Source organism: Gilliamella sp. CG22, assembly GCF_046635725.1.
GTDB classification, from domain to species: Bacteria; Pseudomonadota; Gammaproteobacteria; order Enterobacterales; family Orbaceae; genus Gilliamella; species Gilliamella apicola_I.
In genome coordinates, this window is record NZ_JBIDFK010000004.1 from 249,103 (window position 1) to 273,484 (window position 24,382).

Consider the following 24,382-nt stretch of genomic DNA (forward strand, 5'->3'; position numbering starts at 1 on the left):
CCAGGCATAGCAGGATGACCTTTCATTGCTTGCTTAGCCTTTGCCATTTTATGCTGTAATTCAATATGTTCGGGGTTGTTCAGTTGTAATAACAACTGCTGCAAAGCTTGTAAAATATTGCTTGACCAAAAACGACCAGATAATGTCAGTCGTAAACAATGATCCTCATCTTGAAGTAAACCAACTTGATGCCACTGTTTAATTAAAGGATCAAATAAATGACTATGCTCGGTCAATTTAGTCAAATCCACTCGACCTTTCTCAATGCCTGCTTGTAATTGATGTAACCAATCCCCTAATAAGGATTTACCTGTTAACATCATTAGGGGTTTTTTGCCCTGATCAAGTTGCATATAATACTGATTTAAGTCACGATGAAGCATATACGAATGCGAATCTAATTTACCACCAGCACACGATCCAAAGCCAAAAAAATGCGAACCTTGCTTAATCAAAAAGTTGTACAAGTTACGTTCACGACTTGTTTTAGCCCAATGCGCATTGGTCAAATGAACCCACCCCTGTTTAGCTAAAAACTCAGCACCTTGATGATAAAAATGACATTTGTCACTTACTGACGGCAACGCTATACGGTTGTTTTCTACCCCTTTTGCTAACGGTGTGGTAGGTAGTAAATTTAGTGAATAAAGATCAACACCATCTAACGGAAGATCATTGACGATTTCAAGATCACGTTGCCAAGTTTCAATAGTTTGATTAGGTAAACCAAACATCAAATCGCAGACTAATGCCACACTATCACGTGAAGCAATACGCTCAAAATTTTTGATAATTACTTGTTCTGTTGATTGACGACCTAACTTCTGTCTGATTGTCGTATTGAAGGTTTGTATGCCAATTGAAAATCGATTAGCACCCGCCTCAATATAGCTATCCACTTTTTCATCATCAAAATCAGAAATACGCCCTTCTACCGTAATTTCGCAATCGGGGGCTAAAGGCGCATATTGCTTAAGATAACGGATAACGCGTGCTAATTGCCCGGCAGCTAAAGCCGAAGGCGTACCACCGCCAAAATAAATGGCATGAACGGGGGCGGATTGCATGGCTTTATTATTAATTTCCAATGAAATTTCTTTCAATAAATAATCGATATAAGTACTTGTATCAAATTTACGCAAGGGGTTTTGATAAAAGCCACAAAATTGACAATGAATATCACAAAAAGGAATATGAATATAAATAAGACGCTTTCGACCACGCAAATCAGCATTTTGAATTTCTTGCCATTTTTGTTCAATTTCGTGTGGGGCAACGGGTAAACTTGCCTGTAAGGGCATAACCGCCCAGCGATCCTTAAAAGGAAGTGCTGAATTTAACGCATAAAAAGGACTAACATCTAAAGATTTCATAACTGCCATTCTGATTAAATATTCTGTAAAGATTAAATAATAATTATTATCATTTATCAATATATTTTATTTAATTTTTTATTAACCATTTGATACTTTGATAGATATTTTTATTTTTTCAATGAGTGATGAGATTCTTTTACTACCAATTTGAATCTCCTTTTTTCAATTTTTTGCCATTTTTAACAAAATAATCACTTATAACATTCATTGTTCTTACTCTATTTCCCCTTAGTTTTAAACCGAATATCCAACTAAAACGTAAAAATATCACCATATCACTATTGATAATAGTTCTCATTTTCAATATAGTGTAATGCAACTGTATTTTAGCTATAGGAATTATGTAATGATTAAAAAAATATATACAAACCTGAGTGTTATTTTACTTATACTTACATTATCAGGTTTAATAAATATCAGTTCAGCTAATCAAAGAATTGTCATTGCTGGGGGATCGTTAACAGAGATTGTTTATGCTTTGGGAGAAGATCAACAAGTGGTCGGTGTTGATAAAACCAGTACGTATCCGGCAACAACTCAACATCTACCCCAAATTGGATATTGGAAACTGCTCAACATAGAAGGTATATTATCGCTTAAACCAACGCTATTTATTGCCTTTAATGATATTGAACCCGACAACGTTTTAACACAAATGCATCAAGCTAACGTTGACGTATTGGCATTACCACGTGTCCCAGGCACAGTTGAATTACTTTATCAAAACATTGAAAAGATTGCTCAAAAACTCAACAAGCAACATGAGGGTAATCAATTAATTACCAGAATAAAAACCCATCTTTCCAAGCTACAAGACAAGATTAAAACGCATCCCCAAAAAACCAAAGTATTATTCATGATGACAATGGGAGGAAGTAATGCCATTGCCGGTAAAAATACCACCGCTGACGCCTTAATCACCATTGCAGGTGGTGAAAATCTAGCGACGCATAACAGCTATAAAAATTACAGCGCCGAATCGCTAATTGCGATGAATCCTGATGTTATTTTATTAAACAGCCATTCCATACAACAATTAGGGGGTATGGATAAATTACAAACGATATCTGGCATAACCGAAACATCGGCTTACAAAAATAATCGAATTAAAACCATTGATGACAGTTATCTTTTTGGCATTGGGCCACGAGTGGATGAAGTTGCTACCCAGCTTTATCAAATTTTTTACCCAGAATAATCAATTGAAAGTACTTTAGATTATTCAGCATTAAAGGCATTTAACAGTAACGATAAAACAATCAAGCATCACGAAAACTGTTTTTAACGAATGATAAAAATCATTTAATTTAGATTAGTAAGATTGAAGGTTAAACATGTTATACATTAAGAACTTAAAAAAAACGGGCACACTAGCTTTAGGCTTAACATTCGTTATGCCTGCCATAGCAACAGAAAAACATGATGATGAAAAAATCAACGATGTCATGACAGTAACGGCACACGAATCAATCAAACAGCCGGGTATCAATACTGAAATTTCCGAACAAGATATTCGACGAGACGGCGGAACTAATTTTGGCACGCTTATGCGCTACCAACCATTGATTTCAGCATCGGGCAACATATCGGGTTCTGGCAGTGGTAAAAGTAGTTGGGACAGAGGAGGCTTTACAGGTTACAACATTCGAGGATTAGATGCTAATCGCGTTTCTATCGATATTGACGGAATGCCACTGCCTATTGCACAAGGACGCGTCAATTCTGTCGGGCGAGCGGGTTTTGGCTCGTATGGAATAGGACGCGATTACATCGATACCTATATGTATAACAAAGTCGATATTCAATCTGGTGCAACTTCGGTAAGTAATGCCAATAATGCACTTGGTGGATCGGTGTCGTTTCAAACTAAAACTGCTAGCTATTACCTCTACCCCGGAAAAACCAGCTATTTTGGATTCCAAAATAATTATGACAGCACCGACAGAAGCTATCATCAAGGTATCACATTAGCAGGCGGTGATGATGAACTAAACGGAATTATCGTATTAAGTCGTCGTGATGGACAGCAAGGAAGAAATTACGGAAACTCAATTAATAACTATCCGGAAAACTACCATTCAAATTCAATTCTTGCGGGTTTCAGCTGGCAAATGACCGATGAGCATCAGCTTAATACGACCATTGATTACAATAACAAAACCAAAAATTCTCATTATGATACATGGGACAAAAATGGTAAAAAAATTGAATCGCATGATAAGCAACGAAGTAAAAACAACCGCTTCAATTTGGCAATTAAAGATCACTGGACACCAACCAATATTAATTGGATAGATAGCCTGACAACGCAATTAAATTATCAACGTACGAATGTATATGACAGCACCTATCTAAATCATACAACAAATGGTCAATATAACATTCAAACCAATTACAATACTAAAGCCTATAATTTTATTACCACCTTGCTAAAACAATATAATAATCAAAAAATAAGTGCTGGTTTAAATGGTAAATGGAGTGAGGACGAATCGCCATTTTATACATCAGCCAAACCAAGATATGGAAAGATTTTCCCTGACGGAGATTACACTAAACCCCAAGCTGACAGCCGTACTTATCAACTTGGTGGATTTATTGAAGACCGAATCGCCTTCAATATTAATGATCATCATAACTATTACTTAGTACCTGGCATTCGAGCAATTTATCAAAAAACAAAGCCACGTCATTTAGAAAATATGGCTGTCACCATTGCAGATGCATCTAGACTAAGCCAACAATATAAAAGTAACAGTGATTTCCAGCTATTACCTTCACTCGCTTTGATGTACGACATCAATCCTAATTTTACAGCTTACCTACAATATAAACGCAGCGCACAAATGCCAAACCAAAATCAACTTTATGGTTCTTATTTAGCGCATAGCACCATGTATGTACTGGTTGGTGACTCTAATCTCAAAACCGAAACAAGCGACAATTTTGAATTAGGTGTTAAAGGTCATCCCATGACAGGAATAACCTTATCCACCGCAGCTTTCTACAATAAATACAAAAATTTTATCGCTTACACACGCTATAAAAAAGATTTTGTCGGAACGGGTAATCGACTGGTTTATCAAGCCGAAAACCGTGATAAAGCGCACATTTATGGTGCCGAATTAAGCAGTGAATTTAATTTTGGTTCATGGTTCGACCAAGCTAATGGCTTAACAGCTAAATTTGCAATCGGCTACAACCAAGGTAAATCAAAATCGAGCTATTTAGGTGACAAATATGTTGAAATGGACTCTATCGCCCCACTCAAAAGTACCATTGGTTTAGCATGGGATGATCCAAATAAATTTTATGGTATTGCAATTAATGCAACTTTCCAAAAAGGCAAAAAAACCACCCCAACTTCACGGGAATCCTATAACAATGATGGTAAACCCATTCCTGATTCAAAAGAAGAATATTTTAGAATCGCAGGACATGGTGTCATTGACTTAACCAGCTATGTTAACATCACTAAAAACGTCAAGTTAAGTGGTGGTATTTATAATCTTACCGACCAAAAATACTGGGATTATTTAAGTAATAACAAGTTATATCGTTCATCTGATCGTAAATACCTCGATCTATTTACTGCACCGGGTCGAACATTCCAACTCGGCTTAGATATCGATTTTTAAAATCGCCTGATAACATAATGTTGACAATTAACCCGCTTATGCGGGTTTTTGTTAGAAAAGGAGATCAAGCTAGCCTAAAATTCGGTACATCAAAAAAAACAACAAATCGAATTGAACACGTTTCAAATTTATTCAATAATATGGCGCTGAATAAAGATTAATTATCCTATCGTTAATGGCTGCTCAACAGACAACTATTAATAAAGCACAATTAATCAAATAATTATTTAAAAATAACTCAATTTTTCATGAATAAATAATCATCATAAAAAAACATTACATGTAATGTTTACATGTAATGTTTTTATGATAATATTGTTCACATTAAACACTAACAAAATCTTAACTAATTTTTATGAAAAAAATGAAAGAGACAAAAAGCTCGGCTTTTTATCAGCAGCAGTATCGACAACGTCTGCGTGATCAGGGCTTAATCAAAAAAGAAGTTTGGATTTTGCCAGAAAATACTTCAAGGTTACTCGACATTGAAAAGCAATTTCGACAACCTTTGGTAATAAACAACCAGCGTTTTAATGATAAACAGGAATATAACGAAATGAAAAATAATAAAGTTTGGTTAATTACAGATCTTTATGATGAATTAAACAATTCTGAATTAGTTAAACAAGGTTCTGCAAGTATCGAAATCATTGATGGTGTTGATGCTTGTTTGCATATTATCATGCATGAATATGGTGACTTACCACTATTTTTAAGTGTATCAAATCAACAAATTATTGTTGAAGCGCTACTTTGGCCTGTTAATATAATTAAACAACAATCCCAATTTAACGAAGAAATTTTATGCACTCGTAAACTTTTCCCATTATCAACCATTGCGATTGAAAAAACGGGAGATGGCTCAGTTAACTATATTATGTATGGTGCGCTTAGTGCGACATCGATACTAAGTAATGTCATTTATGAATTAGAAACCTTATCCGATAATGTGATCAAAGCGACCGAAGCTTACGAACATTACTTTAATATTTAACTACAGAATAAATATCAACAATAAGGAGATTAAACAATGACCATTTTCAAAAAACTGATTACGGCACTACGAGGCGGTATTAACGAAGCCGGTGAATCCATTATCGATACCCAAGCTTTGCGCATATTGGATCAAGAAATCCGAGACGCCGATGCAGAACTTAAACAAGCGAAAGAGTCGCTTGCCAACGTTCTTGCTCAACAAAAAATAGCGGAAAAAGAAGCAAAAAGAGTTAAAACTCAAATTACTGAATATGAAGGCTACGCAGTAAAAGCATTAGATTCAAATAATGAAGAACTTGCATTAGAAATTGCTGAAAAATTAGTGACACTTGAAAACGAACATGATAACTACCAAAAACAAGTGATCTATTTTTCTGACAGTGTAAAAAACTTGCGTCAAACCATTTCACAAACTGAAATTAACATTCGCAATTTAAAACAACAAGTTGATATTGTCAAAGCGACCGAAAGCGTGCAAAAAGCTCAAACTGCGATTGCTCAACGTTATGGAAGTTCGACCGCTAAATTACAAACGGCGTTAGATTCTTTAGAACGTATCAAAAAACGTCAGGAAAAAAATGCTGCCATTATTGAAGCAAAAAATGAACTGGCAACAGCAGAAAATGAAAGTTCACTTGATAACAAGCTCGAAGCAGCAGGAATTAAAACAGGCAATCAAAGCGCGATGGCAATTTTAGCCAGATTAAAAGAAAAACAAACAAACTAAAATAGTTATTTATTTTTTAAACTTAAAAATTATAAATATCGCTATTTGGAAGAATGAAATTTAAGGAAATATAATGGATCTTTTCTGGGGAATCTTTTTTTCTTTTCCAGTCGTCATTTTTAGTGGATTAGTCACGATTTGCGTACTGTATTGGTTGGTTGCATCAATTGGCGTTTTAACGGTTGATTGCTTAGACATTGATTTTGATATAGATGTCAAACAATTATCAACTGATAATCCAGCTTCAGGATTTAGCGGTTTACTCATGAAGTTAGGATTCAACGAAGTCCCCATGACATTAGTCATTACCCTAATCTCTTTATTTGGATGGTCAATCTGCTATTTTTCTTTTCGTTTTTTCATGATACCAATTAGTCATTATGCGCTAATTTACTACTTATTAGGATTAATAATTTTCATAACTGCCTTCATCGCGGCGGTGTACTTAACCGCATTTACAATAAAACCTCTACGCCCTATTTTTAGCAAACTCAATACAGCCAATAGTCATAAATCATTATTAGGTCAAACTGTTGAAATCCGTTCCAGTACTGTCAGCGAAACCAAAGGTGAAGCAACGTATGAAGACGGTGGAGCAGGTCTAATCTTACAAGTTAGATGTAACGAATCATATCAATTCAAACGTGGCGATAAAGCCATTTTGCTAAGCTATGATAAAACAAATAATAGCTATGAAATTATTAGCCTCGACGAGTTTAATGGATAACAAAATTATTTTTTTGGAGAAAAACAAATCATGTCAATCAATCAAGATACAGTCATATTTTTCTTGTTAACAATCGGAATTATATTCATTGTTATTGTTGGATTTTTCTTATTATTTAAAGCATTTTATATAAAAGTGCCGCAAGGTACTGCACTTATTGTTAACGATATGACGTCAAGACCGAAGGTACACTTTACTGGCGCGTTAGTCTATCCTGTAATCTACAAAAAAGAATTTATGAAAATATCATTGATTACTTTTGATGTAGAACGTCGAGGCAAAGACGGATTAATCTGTAAAGATAATCTACGTGCAGATATTTGTGTAGCCTTTTATTTACGTGTTAATGAAACCACTGAAGATGTGTTAAAAGTGGCAAAATCGATCGGCGTTGATCGTGCGTCAGATCAAAAAGCGGTCAGCACCCTATTTAGTGCTAAATTTTCGGAAGCGTTGAAAACAGTTGGTAAACAATTCGAACTCGCCAAACTCTTTGAAGATCGGATGAATTTCCGTGAACGAATCATTGATGTGATTGGAAAAGATCTTAACGGTTATGCGTTAGAAGATGTCGCTATCGATTACTTAGAACAAACACCAATTAAATCACTCGATCCCGATAATATATTCGATGCGGAAGGGATTAACAAAATCACGGCTATCACCGCTATTCATAAAGATGAAACCAACAAACGGGAAAGAGATCTTGAATTAGCTTTAAAGAAAAAAGACACAGAAACGATTGAAGCTAAATTAGAACTTGAGCGTCAACAAGCCGATGCAGAAGCCCGTCAAAAACGTGAAATTGAAACGATTCGAGCACGTGAACAAGCTGAAACATTAAAAGTTCAAGAAGAAGAGCGATTAAAAGCTGAACAAGCAAGAATTCAATCGCAACAAGAAATCGAAGTTCGTGAAGAAAATCGTCTACGTGAAGTAGAAGTTGCACAACAAAACCGCCTACGTGCAATTGCCATTGAAGAAGAACGTGTTGAACGTGCTCGCTCACTTGAAATCGTCGCTCGTGAACGTGAAGTTGAATTACAACGAATCGAAAAAGATAAAGTTCTTGAAGAAGAAAAGAAACATATTGCCAATGTGATTCGTGAACGTGTTGCCGTTGAAAAAACCGTTGCGATTGAAGAAGAAAACATCAAAGAAGTGCGTGAAGTATCCAAAGCGGATCGAGAAAAACAAACAACAATTATCGAAGCCGAAGCACGAGCAGAGCAAGAATTAGTCAAACAAGTTAAACAAGCCGAAGCGGATGAACAAGCATCGAAACATCGTGCGGTCGAACTTAGCACCATGGCACAAGCCGAACTTGAAGCTGCTGCAAAACAAGCCGAAGCGAAAAAACAACTTGCTCAAGGTATAGAAGCGGAAGAAGCGGCAATTGGACTTGCTGAAGCAAAAGTTCGTAAAGCACGTGCCGAAGCGGAAGAAAAAGAAGGATTAGTCAAAGCCAACATTACCGCTGAAACCTTATTAGCAGAAGCAAGAGGAAATCAAGAAAAAGGATTATCTGAAGCAAAAGTCATTGAAGCGAAAGCGACAGCAACTGAAAAACAAGGTCTAACTGAAGCGAAAATACTGGAAGAAAAACTATCCGCTCAAGCACGTGGTGATGAACGCATTGGATTTGCTAAAGCCGCTGCAATGAAAGAACAAGGTCTGGCTGAAGCACTGATTATACGTGAACGCCTAACCGCTGAAGCAAATGGTTTAATTGAAAAATTCCAAGCAATGGGCACTATGAGTGAACAATCTAAAAATCATGAAGAGTTCCGCTTGGCACTCGAAAAAGGCTTTGAACAAGCAATGGCAGCAATTGCAGCGAATAAAGAAATCGCTAAAGAACAAGCAGACGTACTTGCAGCTGCATTTAGTAAAGCAAATATTGAAATTGTTGGCGGTAATGACAACTTCTTTAACAGCTTCTCTAAAGCCATTAGCGTAGGTAAAGCAATTGAAGGAACAGTTAACCAAAGCCCTGTTCTGCAATCTGTTCTACAATCAGTCTTATCACGCCTATCCGGAAATAAAGACATTGATATCAAAGACAAATTAAAAAATACTGATTTAAAAGCATTAGCTAAACAATTTTTACCATCGGATAGCAAAAAAGAAAGTGACAGCTAACCCAACTGCACATTATTGATAATGATTAAAACAACATTATCACTATCACCTGTTTTCGGTAAGGCAATCATAGCCTACCGAAAACAATCGCCTTTCTGGATAATGATCAAGAGTTAAAAATGGCAGAAATAGAACAAGAAAACGAACAACAAACAACACTCGATAAAGCGGTCGCCGAAGGCGGTGCTTATGAAATCCTTCGTAAACGTTTGACTTCGCTAGGACAAGAACTAAACCAAAAAACCGAAGCCCTAAATCAACAACGACTGACCGAATTTGGCAAAAGTGACATGTCAATTATCGGACGTATTCGCATCAGAACTGAAAATAACTGTATTGCCAGAGACATAGTTCGATTTGGTGATTGGTTACTTTTTGGTTACAACGTCTTTCTAGGATTAAAAAAAGAGACCAAAATCGAAGACGTATTCTCGCTTTATCAACTTGTAGAACGAGATGGCAATTACGAAGCCGATTCAGTTGATCTATCCAATACCTTTTTAAATATTGATCGTTTTGTTCAAGATTTTAATGAACTCTACACCTATTATAAAAATGCACAATTACTTCAATTAGTTGAACGAGATGGAAAGCTACTTGCCAGTTTCCAAATTGGTGAGCGAGTCAGTGACATTCGTGTTTTTCGTTGGTCAATTTCGAGTGATAAAAAAACCATTGATTACATTGATAATCGTGGTGAACGTGATATAGCGCTACCACCAGCTTACGATTTTGAATGGATTGAAACCACACGTGACAATATCGTCAATGGACGATTCCCTCATGTAAATATTTTAGATACTGTTTTTGTTGAAACCATTGGCGGTGACTTAACCATAAAATGTGAAAACAACACCAATGACGGGCTGGGAATCTACAGTGAAGAAGTACTCGATAAAAATCAATCCATTAATGATGCCAAAATTGAATACGCAAAAGTCGGATCCTTAATTTTGCTAAAAGTCTTACCGTATCGTGAAGAAAACTGGCGCTATTTAATCTATAACACCCTCACTCAAAAAGCCCAACGTATCGATTTTATTGGACAAGCCTGTATTCAGCTACCAGAAGATCATGGTGTAATCTTTCCTGGTGGATATTATCTACAAAATGGGGAATATAAAACTTTCGATCAATCCATGTCGGGTATGAGATTTAGACGTATCAGACGTTCACCTAATGGGGAAGATGTTCTCTACATATTTTATGAACCAAGTTCAGGTCGCTTAGCATTGTTCAACTACAATATGATCGAACGAAAACTTGATAATCCAATTTTAGGTCATGGTTATGCAGTGTTTGAAGACGGTCGAATGGTGGTATTTGAAGGTGAAAATAACGACCCGACTCGTGTTCATCCAATGCAAATTTGGCAAACCCCCTTTTATAGTGACGAATTTGCAGCAACACAACCAACTAACAACAGTTTTTTAGGCAAGATTGGTAATGCAGAACTGGTCAGAGGGATTTCAGATCTTTACTTTATTGCACGTGAAATTGATAACCAATCGGTTTCATCCCAACTATACAGCAAACTAAGTGAAGACACAAAACGGTTATTTGACAGCTATTTTTGGCTCAACGACGAGAAAAATCTATCTTTTACGCCTGTACTACGTAACATTATACAAACGAGTGAATTAGTGATAGATGAATATGAAAAAGTGGAAAGCATACGCCGACAATCTGAAAGCGCCATGCGTGAAGCGATTTCAAACCAACAAGACTTATTAGCCAAACTCTATCCCGACAGCTGGCAAGAAACACAAGAATATGTCGATGCGCTAAATGCGATAAAAATGCAGTTAGGTAGTTTAGTGACATTAAGAACCTACCGTTATATTGATTTGAATCAGATCGACATAATGGAAAAAGCCTTAAAAGAACGCCAATCTATCGTATCTTTAGCGACAGCCGAATTTTTAGGCAGTGATAAAGCCCTTGAACCGTTTATCACCCAAATAGATGAAATTGAAAAATATCTTACTAAAGCAGACACAGTCGCCAAACTTATCGAACCGATAAAAACCACTGACCAAATGTCTGAAAACTTAGATATGCTTTCGCAATTAATGGCATCATTAAAATTTGATGACGTAACACTACAAACCAAAATCATTGAATCGATCGCCGAAGTTTATGCCAAACTCAATCAAACCAAAGCACGCATTAACCAAAAACGGAAAAATCTATCCAGTGTTGAAATGGTGGCGCAATTTGGTGCGCAATTCAAACTATTTAGTCAAAGTATTGCCAGTGCATTAAGCTTAGCCACCACGCCAGAAAAATGTGACGATGAACTATCAAGGCTATTAGTTCAACTTGAAGAACTGGAAAATCAGTTTAGCGAAAGTGAAGAGTTTTTAAATGACATACTGGCAAAACGTGAAGAAATCTTAGAATCATTCGAAACGCACAAACAAGCGCTACTGGAAGATCGAACAAGACGAACGGAATCGCTACTCACTGCTGCTGATAGAATTTTAGACAGTATTCCAAGACGAACCGCTAAATTTTCAGATCAAAACGAACTCAATGCCTTTTTTGTTGCCGATCCTTTAGCGCTGAAAATTCGTGAAATAGTCGAAAAATTACGTGCGCTTTTTGATAATGTCAAAGCTGATGATATTGAATCACGCTTCAAAAGTGCCAGAGATCAAGCAATACGTTCTTTACGTGACAAATCCGAAATTTTTGAATCGGGTGGAAATGTCATTAAATTAGGGCCAAGACATAAATTTAGCGTCAACACACAAGAACTTGACCTAACCATTGTACCCAAAGAACATCATCTTTACTTACAATTGACCGGTACAGATTACCAAGAAAAAATAGTCCATCCAAAATTAGAAAGTTATCAACCTTTTTGGACTATTTCGCTTGAATCTGAATCCCCTACTGTCTATCGAGCAGAGTATCTTGCCTATTCGATCATCAACTCGGCATTAAAAAAAGAACATAATTTAAGTTATGAAGATTTAATCAGCCAACTGAATCAACCCGAAATTCTAAATAAAACGGTACGTGACTACGCTGCCTTACGCTATCGAGAAGGTTATGAAAAAGGGATACATGATCACGATGCGGTAAAAATATTATCGAAAATTGTTCCACTTGGTGAAGCCGCCAAACTACTCAGATACAATCCTCTAGCACGTAGCTTAGCGATACTATTTTGGTATCACAACCAAAAAAATGATATCGTCAGATTATGGCCAGAACGAGCCAAAACGTGTAAGGATATACAAGCATTATTTGGACATGAAGAAGGATTAAAAAATCTACAACACGAAATATCGGTTGAACTCACTCTATTCTTACAAAAACAGCCAATCGAACATGAACCTTACCATATTAAACAGGCAAGCGAATACTTAAGCTATGTCTTAGCTGAAATTCCACAACAATTTACGTTAAGCAAATATAGCCATTATTTATATGAAGAATTAAATACTCGATTAGAAGAATCGCACATGTGGAGTGATTTTAACCAATCGCAATTAAATCTCAAAAAACGACTGGCTGACCGTTGGAATCTTATTGAAAGTTGGTTTAAAGGGCTTTGTACCCTACCCCAATATCAAAAATTGAGTGAATACATCGCCGAAGCCACTTTACTATGCATGTTGGATAAAGAAAGTAACATCACTTTAGCAATCAGCGAAATTGAACTGGATATCACCGTCAATGATTTATTAGGTGAACACCCTTCAATTACACAAGGGGTGTTACAAATCAATCTTGATGACTTCTTTAGTCGCATGCGTAAACAATCACGTGTCGTTATACCGCAATTCCAACATTACCAAAGCCTGCGTCAAGAAGTGCTGGATGAACAACGTGAGCAATTACATCTTGAAGAATTCAAAGCTAAACCACTCAGTTCATTTGTGCGTAATAAACTGATCAACCAAGTTTATTTACCAATCATTGGGGACAATTTAGCAAAACAAATGGGCACTGTCGGTGAAAGTCGCCGTACTGACTTAATGGGGTTATTACTACTTATCTCGCCACCAGGTTACGGTAAAACAACCTTAATGGAATATGTGGCTAATCGACTTGGCTTAATATTTATGAAAATTAACGGCCCGGCACTAGGACACAGCGTATTATCATTCGATCCACAGCAAGCGCCAAATGCCACCGCACGACAAGAACTTGAAAAACTCAATTTAGCGCTCGAAATGGGTAATAACGTCATGCTTTATATTGACGATATTCAACACACTAACCCAGAATTTTTACAAAAATTTATTTCGTTATGTGATGGTTCTCGCCGAATTGAAGGGGTATGGAAAGAAAAAACCAAAACCTATGACCTACGGGGTAAAAAATTCTGTGTCATTATGGCTGGCAACCCTTATACCGAATCGGGTGAAGTTTTCAAAATCCCTGACATGTTAGCCAACCGTGCAGATATTTATAACTTAGGTGAAGTTTTAGGTGGCATGGATGAAGTGTTTGCATCAAGTTACATTGAAAACTGCTTAACATCAAATCCAATATTATCGCCATTGGCACTGCGTGATCTTAATGACCTATATCAGTTTATCGACCATGCGCAAGGAAAACCGCTCAACACCAACGAACTTAGCTATGCCTATAGCCAAGCGGAAATTAGCGAAATTGTAGCCGTACTGCGTCATTTACTGAAAATTCGAGAAGTGGTCTTTAAAGTCAACCAGCAATACATTATTAGCGCAGCGCAATCCGATAAATATCGAACAGAACCGCCGTTCAAGTTACAAGGTAGTTATCGAAACATGAACAAATTAGCCGAAAAAGTTTCTTCCGTAATGAATGATGATGAACTCAATCAAATTATTGAAGATCACTACTTGGGCGAGGCACAACTGCTGACCAACGGCGCAGAAGAAAATCTGCTTAAACTTGCTGAAATTCGAGGGGTGTTAACAAAAGAACAAACTAAACGTTGGCAACAAATCAAAGCTGACTTTATGCGCAATAAAACACTAGGTGGTGACGAAGCGAATACCGGTAACCAAATTGTTACCCAACTAGCTGACTTAGTACAAAGTGTTCAAGCATTAAAGTTATAAACTGGTTATTTTATTAAAAAAGCGGAAATGAATTTTCCGCTTTTTCTTAGAAAATGATGACCATGATTATTCAGTTAGGTTAAAACAAAATTGATAAACAATTAAACCAGACAATAATCAAGAAGTTTAACTTAATAACATCAAATTCATTAATTCAGAAGACACATAAATATTCATTTTTAATTCAGGTGAATAAGGATCTTTATTCTTTAATTAATAATTCACCAAAGAATATAATATTAATTTTAAAACTAACTGTTCTATCATCATATATTGATATAAACGAGTAAAATTTTTCGCATCATGCATGAATCCTTAATTAATTAATGTTGTCACAGAATAATAAATTTCTCGCAATTTTTAAGTGATTATCAAATGTCCAATATATTGAACGAATTGATCATAATTCAGGGTAAGTTCCATCTTCCGTTGAAGCAATATATTGCTCTTCAAAACACGCAATGAGTTGGATTAGTAAAAACCAAATCATTAATTTAAACGTCGTTAAGTTCGAATCAAAATTTAAAAATATTGATTAAATACCTATCTCTTTTTCAAAATACAAAATATGAACTTTCAAAAAACAAATTTTATCGCTTAAGCATATAGCATGATTACTATTTGCCTTAATTTTTAAATTCTGTTGCTTAATAACAACCCATTGATAGTATTACATAATGTAATTTAATTTGATCAAAAATATTACATTTTGTTAGTTGTCTATTAAAAACAAACTGTAATAATTTAAGTTAAGGAGAAGTTTTATGCTTAACACATGGCAAAATATAGTAAAAAATAAAATGAGAATGTTAGGTGAAACTCAGGAGAGTTTGGCTGAAAAATTAAATGTTACCCAAGGTAGTATTGCTCACTGGTTGTCGGGTAGACGAAAACCAGATACCGATATAATCAGCTCAATAATGAAAACATTGGAAATTAATAAAATCATTATAAATTCCGATGGTTCTGCTTCAGAAAACATCACCCCGAACGAATTCAATGACGATAATTTTTACATCGAAGTTTTAGATATTACTTCTTATTCAGGTAAAGGTTATATTGATTCTGATGTTATGCAAGTTATTAAATTGGTGAAATATGATTTAGATCAAGCAAAAATAATATTTAAGGGTATTAATGCTAGTGATTTGAAAATTATTAATATAGCCAGTGATTCGATGCAGGGAACATTCGATAGTGGTGATGCTATTTATGTCGATGTCTCAAAGAAGGAGTTCATTGGTGATGGCATTTATGTTTTTACTTTTGGACAGTGTCTATACGTAAAACGTCTTCAAAAAATCAAGAACAAACTTATTGTAATATCCGATAATAAAAAATACAAAGAATGGGATATTAGCGAAGATGAGATTGATCAACTTTATATACATGGAAAGGTTATGTTAAGCCAATCCATGTTATTGAGGAAGCATGGATAACCGATTTGGTGGTTTTTCTTGCAATAAAATAGATAACACAAACAATTTAAAGTAGTGTACAAAGTTTAAAAAATAAATTTATAATGGATGAAATTATGGATAAACAATTAGCTTTTGATTTCCCACTCATAGTACATAAAACAGGAACTGATGTAATACCACAACGAGCTTTCGATGGATATGTTAATGCTACTGCTATTTGTAAGTCGTGCGGCAAAAAATTAAATGATTATGTCGGATTAAAGCAAACAACTGATTTCTTAATTGCCCTTTCTTCCGAAATAAAGATTAATGTTTCTGAATTAATTCATACGGTTAATAAAGGAGCACCAAAAAATCAAGGAGTATGGGTCCATCCACAAGTGGCAATTAATCTAGGTCAATGGGCATCTCCTCAATTTGCTGTTTTAATATCAAAATGGGTTGTTGATTGGATGAGCGGTAAACACGAAAATTATTCCAATCTACCTTTCCATATTAAAAGATATTTAATAAATAGAGAAAAAATCCCGCCAACACACTTTTCCATGCTTGACCAAATGACTTTAAAACTGTTAGCGCCTTTAGAGCAAAGAGGTTATACTATTCCTAACAATATAATGCCAGACATAGCATTAGGTAAAATGTTTAGCAATTGGCTTAGCAACAATGGCTATGATCCAACAAATTTCCCGACATATGAACATGTCTTTGATGATGGGAAAAGACAACCAGTTAAAGCAAGACTATATCCAAATGAAATAATAACTAAATTCAATATTGAATTAAATAATTGGATCAACTATAAATCAATCGATTACTTTAAGAAAAGGGATGAAAAGGCTATATCTGTATTACAAGATATTATATTGCGTTTACCAAAATAAATGCTCAATATCAGTATTAAAAATCCATATTCAAACCGCACGATGCGGTTTAGATATGCCTAAAATTTGTACTCACTAACATTTATTGCACGGCGTGTACAATAAACAAATAATATTACGATATCTAATTATTCTTAATGAAATTGAATTATATTTTGACATCAAAATAAAAGAAGTCAGCAATATAGTTAGAGAAAAAATACAATTTATTTAAAAAGTTAAAAATATTAAAATAGCTAATTAGGACATATGATCACACAGAAGTTATTGAGAATAATTATCAACAGCACACATTGGTTAAGCGACCTAATCACTTCTAGCCTCGAGACACCAAGTTCTTTAGTAAATAAATTGCTACGATTATGCAGTAACCAGTGATTAGAGGCGATTACTGTTTGCTGATCCCGCTTAGTGAAGGGTGACATGATAAACTGTGAAAGTAAACCACCACACAGGCTGAATGGTCTAGATAATATTCAAAATAAATGCCCTTCAGTGAGAGATATCTAATTTGAACAGAATTGATGTTGGTCACCCCACCTTAATGGATGGCCTAATAATTAGAGAATTTTTCTAATTACATGCTTCGATTTATAACGCTTCAGAGTGCTTACATGTTAAAAATACAGATGTAAACAGTTGCAAGACTACTGCGTAACTAAATGTAGTATGTCGCAGCTGTCATCATAGACTGAATATGCTGTCGCGCATAACCAAACAACCATAGCTATCACTCTCCAATAAGTAACGCCATTATTTTTTAATAGATTAAATAAACCGACAAGAACCAGAATCGAATTTAAAAAATTAATTGAATAAATAAATAAAATTACGCTAATTCTAAACGATGTTGGAACGTGATATGCGTTGAAAATAGAAGTAATTGCAAAATAAATTACAATTAGAATCACACTAAATAAAACACCGAACACCCAAAAAGTTACAGCTAGGCCTAGATCGCCTTTCACTAATCTCTTAAATATATTCATATCTGTTTCTCGTGTATAAATAAAGCACACTATACAGCCAAATACATTATTCACAAAATTATTTACGGGTGAATTTATGAATACTGATAGCTCGAAAAGGCGAGCATCTTATATACTTTGCCTTCTTTTGAGGGCTTTTTTAGAGATGATTATGACTAAAAAAATTTTGTTAATGTGAAAATCAAAGATAGGTTTTAGAAAGTTTATGAGTTAATAAACTGCAAGATTAATTTTCACCTTACTTTGCACATACGTGGTGAATCTAGGTGGATTATTTGGCTTGTTCTACTGGATGTTTGTCTTGGCTTTGCAGATTCAATGGCTTTTACAATTAGCCTATTTACAGTATTTTTTGTTGCTGTATTAGAATTTACCGTAACTATACCGTTAATAGATTGGCATTGTCAATCGTTCATGATCGTACTAGGTCGTGTTGGAAACTATAAAAAGTATAGTCTAGATAAGGATTTAATCCTGGTCGGGCATTGTGAGTCATTGATGAAATGGCGTCCCCTACAGGATTCGAACCTGTGACCTACGGCTTAGAAGGCCGTTGCTCTATCCAGCTGAGCTAAGGAGACATGTTATCATTGATTTGTTGATTTAACGCTGTGTATTATATAAAGCTATTTCGATCCGTCAATGATTTTTAGTCGTTTGTCTGCTTAGATTATCAAAATATCATCAATTTATCGTTTTATTTGTCTATATTTGCTAATCGTTATAACGGTATTTTTAGGTTACCTGTTTATCGGTTTTATTTAACTTCTATCGATCACTTAAACATTTTCTATTTGGAAATTTTAATTTTAAATTTCTATCTGCTTTTTTCCGCCTGTTTTTAAATTTTTTCGAATCAAGTTTAATTGTAATTGATATTTATTTAGCATTGGCTATCTGCGCTTTTAACATAGCAAGTCTGCTTTGTCCTTGTTGCATATTCTTCTCAGGGGATAATTTTGTTCGTTCATCTATCCAATTGAGATCATCTTGAGGAAGTTCCAGCAAAAAACGGCTTGGCTCTACGTAGACTGTTTCGCCAAATTGTTTGCGTTGACGACTAAAGGAAAAAGTGAGTTCTTGTTGTGCACGGGTAATGCCAACATAAGCAAGACGGCGCTCTTCTTCTATATTGTCCTCATCAATACTGTTTTGATGCGGTAAAACCCCTTCAGACATGCCGACCAAATAAACATAAGGAAATTCTAGTCCTTTAGATGCATGAAGCGTCATAAGCTGAACTTGATCGAGTTCTTCTTCGGATTCGTTGCGTTCTAGCATATCCCGTAAGGTAAATCTTGCTACAGCTTGTTCAAGTGTCATGCCTTCGTCAATGTCATCACCTTGTAACATATCATTTAACCAACTGATTAATTGCTCTACATTGCGCATTCGCATTTGTCCTGCGGTTGGTGAAGGCGATGTTTCATAAATCCAACTTTCATAATGGATTCCATGCAGTAACTCGTGAATAGCTTCCATGGGTTCATTATGGGATTTTTGAATTAGTGAATCAAACCATTGAATAAAGAGTTGTAGCGTTTCCATTCGTTTGCCAGATAATACTTCCGTAAATCCCATATCATGACTTGCTTGATATAAACTGACAGCTCGATGATTTGCCCATTCCCCTAGTTTTTGGATCGTGACTGGCCCTATTTCACGTTTTGGCGTGTTGATAATGCGTATGAACGCATTATCATCATCGGGATTTGTCAATAATCGCAGGTAGGCCATGAGATCTTTAATTTCAGTTCGAGCAAAAAAGGAAGTCCCCCCCGAAATTCGATAAGGGATCCGGTATTGCATTAACATTTTTTCGATCAATCTGGCTTGATGATTTCCACGATATAAAATTGCATATTGACCATATTGGCTGTTATTCGCAAATCGATGACCAATTAAATCATTAATCACCTTTTCGGCTTCGGACTCTTCGCTATCGGCAGAGATAACTTTAAGCTGTTCACCATAACCCAGTTCTGAAAATAGTTTTTTTTCAAATATATGGGGATTATTTTCAATTAAAATGTTTGCAACTTTTAAAATTCTCCCGGAAGATCGATAATTTTGTTCGAGTTTTATAACTTCTAGATTAGGAAAATCTTGTTGGAGTAAAATTAAATTTTTAGGGCGGGCTCCTCGCCATGAGTAGATCGATTGATCATCATCGCCTACAACAGTAAATTTGGCTCGATTACCGACTAATAATTTAATGAATTCATATTGACTGGTATTAGTATCTTGATATTCATCAATAAGAAGATAACGAACTCGATTTTGCCATTTTTCTCGAACTTCTTCATTATTTTTTAATAATAAGGTAGGCAATAAGATAAGATCATCAAAATCCAATATACTGCAAGCTTTTAATTGTTTTTCATAAAGCTGATAACAATGAGCAAATAACTTTTCTTTGTTGGTTTGAGCCCTAGCTATGGCTATTGTTGAGTCGACAATATCATTTTTCCAATTCGAAATAGTTGAACGCAATTGATTTATGAGATCTTTATCGCCATCTAACCATTGTTGAGTCAGTTCTTTAAGTAATGCCGTTTGATCATGATCATCAAATAAGGAAAAGTTAGCTTTAATGCCAAGATGTTTATATTCTCGACGAACAATATCCAAACCCAGTGTATGAAAAGTCGAGATTTTGAGCCCTCTTGCCTCTTGTTTGCTGAGTGATTGAGCAATACGCTCTTTCATTTCACGCGCGGCTTTGTTGGTAAAGGTCACAGCAACAATGTGGCGTGGCAAATATTCCTTAACACGAATTAAGTAAGCAATTTTGTTTATTATAACCCGTGTTTTTCCCGAACCTGCACCGGCTAAGACCAGGCAAGGGCCAGAAACATATTCAACAGCTTGTTGCTGACTTGTATTTAACCGCACAGAATTTAGACCTTCATGAAAATGGCTTAATAGTATATAACGATTTGCTTGTCACCTGCAATTACGCTTAATTTTTAAACAACCATAATAACAGGATGACGCTGGCAATGTTACTGAATAAAGTTTAAAGCATGTTCGACAACTTCAATCCCTGCCCCTTTTTTATGTGCATTTTCGCTAAGATAGCGTCGCCATTGTTTTGCACCTTTTTGTCCATTAAAAATACCCAATGTATGACGCATAATGTGATTAAGTTGAGCACCTTGTAAAAGTTGTTGTTCGATATAAGGATAAAGACATCGTATTGCCGCTATTGGATCTATGGGTTGCGTATCTAAGCCAAAGATTTGGGAGTCAATTTGTGCTAATAACATGGGATTCTGATAGGCTTCTCGTCCCACCATGACGCCATCAACATAATTTAAATGGTGTTTTATTTCGTCGATCGTTTTAACACCACCATTGATGGCTATAGTTAAGTTAGGGTAATCTCGTTTGAGTTGATAAACTCGTTCATAGTCAAGTGGTGGAACTTCACGATTTTCTTTAGGGCTAAGTCCGGATAACCATGCTTTACGTGCATGTACAATAAACGTGTTAGTATAAGGTAGCACTGTTTCAATAAATTGGCATAAAAAAGCGTAGCTATCTAGATCATCGATCCCGATTCGTGTTTTAACCGTTACGGGGATATCAATTTGTTCTTGCATGGACTCAATACATTTAGCCACTAAATCAGCATTTCCCATTAAGCACGCACCAAACATGCCATTTTGAACGCGATCTGAAGGGCAGCCAACATTAAGATTTACTTCATCATAACCATGATTTTGAGCTAATTTAGCGCACTGTGCTAATGCATTGGGATCACTTCCGCCAAGTTGTAAAGCAATAGGATGTTCATCGACGTTAAAATCAAGGTAATTCCCTTTACCAAATAAGATTGCTCCTGTTGTTACCATTTCGGTATACAGTAAAGTTTGTTTGGTCAATATCCGATGAAAATACCGACAATGTTTATCGGTCCAATCGAGCATGGGCGCTACAGAAAATTTATTGTTTGTTGATTTCATTTATGTACCAGATTTAAAGCGGTAATTAAATTATGAAGCAAATAACTAAACATATATTCTATCATAAAACATAGAATACAATGATGTTAGGGTTTTGTGTTTAATTTAGAAGTGTATCAATAAAAAGTACATAATTTAACTTGTTTTTTATCTTGTTATATTGGATTTTAATTTATAAAGATATATTATTTAATTAATTCAATAGTTTTGTTAAATCTTTAAAAGATTACTTGTTAAAAGTCTTAAAGTTATTAAAAGTATCATATTTATACGAGTAACCTATCTATTCATCGTAGTCTTTATTTGCTGTAGAATTTTAATTTGTTGCGCAATAATGATAACTATTTATGAAAGAACAAACTATAACAATAAACCCCAGTTAAATAACTGAGGTTTATTTGGTTAGATTAATCAAATTTCAAATGGTCAAAAATGTACACTAATACAGCAAGTACGAATTTGCCTATAAGATAAACAGAAATACACACTAATCCTATTAGGAAAAGAAACGCCAAAGTAGTTGCAAGTGCATCTACGATTTTATTTTGAATCCGTAGATGATCATTAGAATTTGAACTAATTTCATTTGTGGTTTCATCAGATGAATCAGAATATAATACATTGTAATCCACTTTACACATGCCATAGACATGATACTTACGTTTCTTTAGATCAGGATAATCATCTATCAGTCTATCAAAACGCTTTGAAGTTAATTCAACTCCAATGGTACCTTCAATTTGTTCGCCGTTTCGCATTGCTACTAATTTAACAATTGAACGATCAGGATCCATCAATATTGCTATTGATACTCCCCTTTCACTGTTTTCGGATAAAAATCCGATGATTTTACAATCTGACATAATGCAATTTTTTTAATTAGGCATGTGAATTACTTCACCAGTAGGTAGTTATATAATTCATCATTGTGAATTAGACTAACCTGTTTTTATGTTAGACCGATAATCGTTAAATTTCAATATTTTTTTAATCCCCCAAACTGTTTTACTCAATTCTACAGTAATAATTTTTTTATCTCTTTAGTTAGTTTATTAAACTATATTGAATCAATTTAGCTTTTTATCAAAACACCATCAGCGTTAATATTAACTGTATTACCCAGTTATCATCCCAATTGATTTTAATTAATCATAGATTTCCAGCTAATTAAATAGCTTTTTTATTGAAAGAGGAGTGAAATGAATTGCGTAAAATTTGTAGATAATTTTAGTTTTATATCAAGGTAACTTTGGGTTAATTAGATGCAATATGATTGATAATTTATAAAGATATGTTATTTAATTAATTCAATAGTTTTGTTAAATCTTTAAAAGATTACCTGTTAAAAGTCTTAAAGTTATTAAAAGTATCATATTTATACGAGTAACCTATTTATTCATCGTAGTCTTTATTTGCTATAGAATTTTAATTTGTTGCGCAATAATGATAACTATTCATGAAAGACCAAACTTTAATAATAAACCTCAGTTAAATAACTGAGGTTTATTTTGTTGAATTAATAAAATTCCAAAACTATGGCCAAGAAAATAATTCTACTATATATAGAACAAATTTACCTAAACCAAAGAGTAAACAAGCCAGAATTCCAGATATACAAATAAGGAAGAGTATATGTATAAATACATGTTCTAGCGTTCTATGATTTCTCGGTACAGTACGAAACGTATTAGGATATAATACATTTTTATTTACTTTACACAAGCCATAGACATAATACTTACGCTCTGTTGGATCTGGATAATCATATAACAGTCTATCAAAATCCTTTGAGGTTAATTTAACTTCAATAGTACCTTCAATTTTCTTGCCGTTTCGCATTGCTACTAATTTAACAATCGAACGATCAGGTTCCATCAATATTGCTATTGATACTCCCTCTTCTTCTTGTTCGGATAAAAATCCGATTATTACAAAATTTGACATAATGGAATAAATTAATTAAATTTGTGAATACTTCACCAGTAGGTAGTTATATAACTCAACATTGTGAATTAGACTAACCTACTTTTATACTAAACCAATAATTCTGAAATTTCAATATTTTTTAATACCTAAGGTTTTTTACTCAATTCTACAGTAATCATTTTTTTATTTCTTCAGTTAGTTTATTAAACTATATTGAATCAATTTAGCTTTCAATCAAAACGCAATCAGCGTTAATATTAACTGAATTAGCCAGTTATCATCCCAATTGATTTTAATTAGTCATAGGTTTTCAGCTAATAAAATAGCTTTTTTATTGAAAGTGGAGTGAAATGAATTGTGTAAAATTTGTAGATAATTTTAGTTTTATATCAAGGTAACTTTGGGTTAATTAGATGCAATATGATTGATAATTTCAAGGCAATGAACCCTTATATCATTCAATAAAAACCCCAGTTAAATCAATAACTGGGGGGTAAAATAAATTAAAAATTTAATTTATTTTTT

13 protein-coding genes, 1 tRNA gene and 1 pseudogene are annotated in these 24,382 nt (G+C 34.6%); 9 read left to right on the top strand and 6 right to left on the bottom strand.

Going from position 1 to position 24,382, the window contains the following annotated elements:
* Positions 1-68 precede the first annotated feature (68 nt).
* Positions 69-1,382: pseudogene (gene hutW, locus ACGH46_RS05760) on the bottom strand (heme anaerobic degradation radical SAM methyltransferase ChuW/HutW); the annotation flags it as partial.
* 340 nt (positions 1,383-1,722) lie between these two features.
* Here hutW and ACGH46_RS05765 point away from each other — a divergent pair.
* The 9 genes from ACGH46_RS05765 (at position 1,723) to ACGH46_RS05805 (ending at position 16,974) form a co-directional block, all read left to right on the top strand.
* Entirely contained in the window at positions 1,723-2,574 is an 852-nt protein-coding gene (locus ACGH46_RS05765; protein WP_411598670.1) for a hemin ABC transporter substrate-binding protein, read from the top strand.
* 136 nt (positions 2,575-2,710) lie between these two features.
* Positions 2,711-5,014, top strand: coding sequence for a TonB-dependent receptor domain-containing protein (locus ACGH46_RS05770; RefSeq protein WP_411604674.1), 2,304 nt, complete (start codon positions 2,711-2,713; stop codon positions 5,012-5,014).
* Between the two features lie 364 nt (positions 5,015-5,378).
* On the top strand, positions 5,379-6,008 hold the full coding sequence (locus tag ACGH46_RS05775; protein WP_267359604.1) for a YjfI family protein: 630 nt from the start codon (positions 5,379-5,381) through the stop codon (positions 6,006-6,008).
* A gap of 36 nt (positions 6,009-6,044) precedes the next feature.
* Positions 6,045-6,737, top strand: a complete 693-nt coding sequence (locus tag ACGH46_RS05780; RefSeq protein ID WP_411604677.1) for a PspA/IM30 family protein — start codon at positions 6,045-6,047, stop codon at positions 6,735-6,737.
* 73 nt (positions 6,738-6,810) lie between these two features.
* Entirely contained in the window at positions 6,811-7,464 is a 654-nt protein-coding gene (locus ACGH46_RS05785) for an OB-fold-containig protein (RefSeq protein WP_267350747.1), read from the top strand.
* A gap of 30 nt (positions 7,465-7,494) precedes the next feature.
* The gene (locus tag ACGH46_RS05790) at positions 7,495-9,606 is read left to right on the top strand and encodes a hypothetical protein (protein WP_411604679.1); all 2,112 of its coding nucleotides are present in this window, start codon (positions 7,495-7,497) and stop codon (positions 9,604-9,606) included.
* 119 nt (positions 9,607-9,725) lie between these two features.
* Positions 9,726-14,669 (top strand): DNA repair ATPase, encoded by a 4,944-nt coding sequence (locus ACGH46_RS05795; RefSeq protein WP_411604682.1) that lies wholly within the window; start codon positions 9,726-9,728, stop codon positions 14,667-14,669.
* A 764-nt stretch (positions 14,670-15,433) separates the two neighbouring features.
* Positions 15,434-16,108: a helix-turn-helix transcriptional regulator gene (locus ACGH46_RS05800; RefSeq protein ID WP_267380607.1), complete on the top strand. Its 675-nt coding sequence runs from the start codon at positions 15,434-15,436 to the stop codon at positions 16,106-16,108.
* Positions 16,109-16,203: 95 nt separating this feature from the next.
* Positions 16,204-16,974 (top strand): KilA-N domain-containing protein, encoded by a 771-nt coding sequence (locus ACGH46_RS05805; protein WP_411604684.1) that lies wholly within the window; start codon positions 16,204-16,206, stop codon positions 16,972-16,974.
* A 1,493-nt stretch (positions 16,975-18,467) separates the two neighbouring features.
* Here ACGH46_RS05805 and ACGH46_RS05810 read toward each other — a convergent pair.
* From ACGH46_RS05810 to ACGH46_RS05830, 5 genes are all read right to left on the bottom strand, one after another.
* Positions 18,468-18,544: transfer RNA gene (locus ACGH46_RS05810), tRNA-Arg, on the bottom strand.
* A gap of 298 nt (positions 18,545-18,842) precedes the next feature.
* Positions 18,843-20,858: a DNA helicase Rep gene (gene rep, locus ACGH46_RS05815; RefSeq protein ID WP_411604687.1), complete on the bottom strand. Its 2,016-nt coding sequence runs from the start codon at positions 20,856-20,858 to the stop codon at positions 18,843-18,845.
* Positions 20,859-20,968: 110 nt separating this feature from the next.
* The gene (gene dusA, locus ACGH46_RS05820; protein ID WP_267359622.1) at positions 20,969-21,931 is read right to left on the bottom strand and encodes a tRNA dihydrouridine(20/20a) synthase DusA; all 963 of its coding nucleotides are present in this window, start codon (positions 21,929-21,931) and stop codon (positions 20,969-20,971) included.
* A gap of 407 nt (positions 21,932-22,338) precedes the next feature.
* Entirely contained in the window at positions 22,339-22,794 is a 456-nt protein-coding gene (locus tag ACGH46_RS05825; RefSeq protein WP_411604690.1) for a hypothetical protein, read from the bottom strand.
* A gap of 670 nt (positions 22,795-23,464) precedes the next feature.
* Positions 23,465-23,875, bottom strand: coding sequence for a hypothetical protein (locus tag ACGH46_RS05830; RefSeq protein WP_065558183.1), 411 nt, complete (start codon positions 23,873-23,875; stop codon positions 23,465-23,467).
* Positions 23,876-24,382 lie beyond the last annotated feature (507 nt).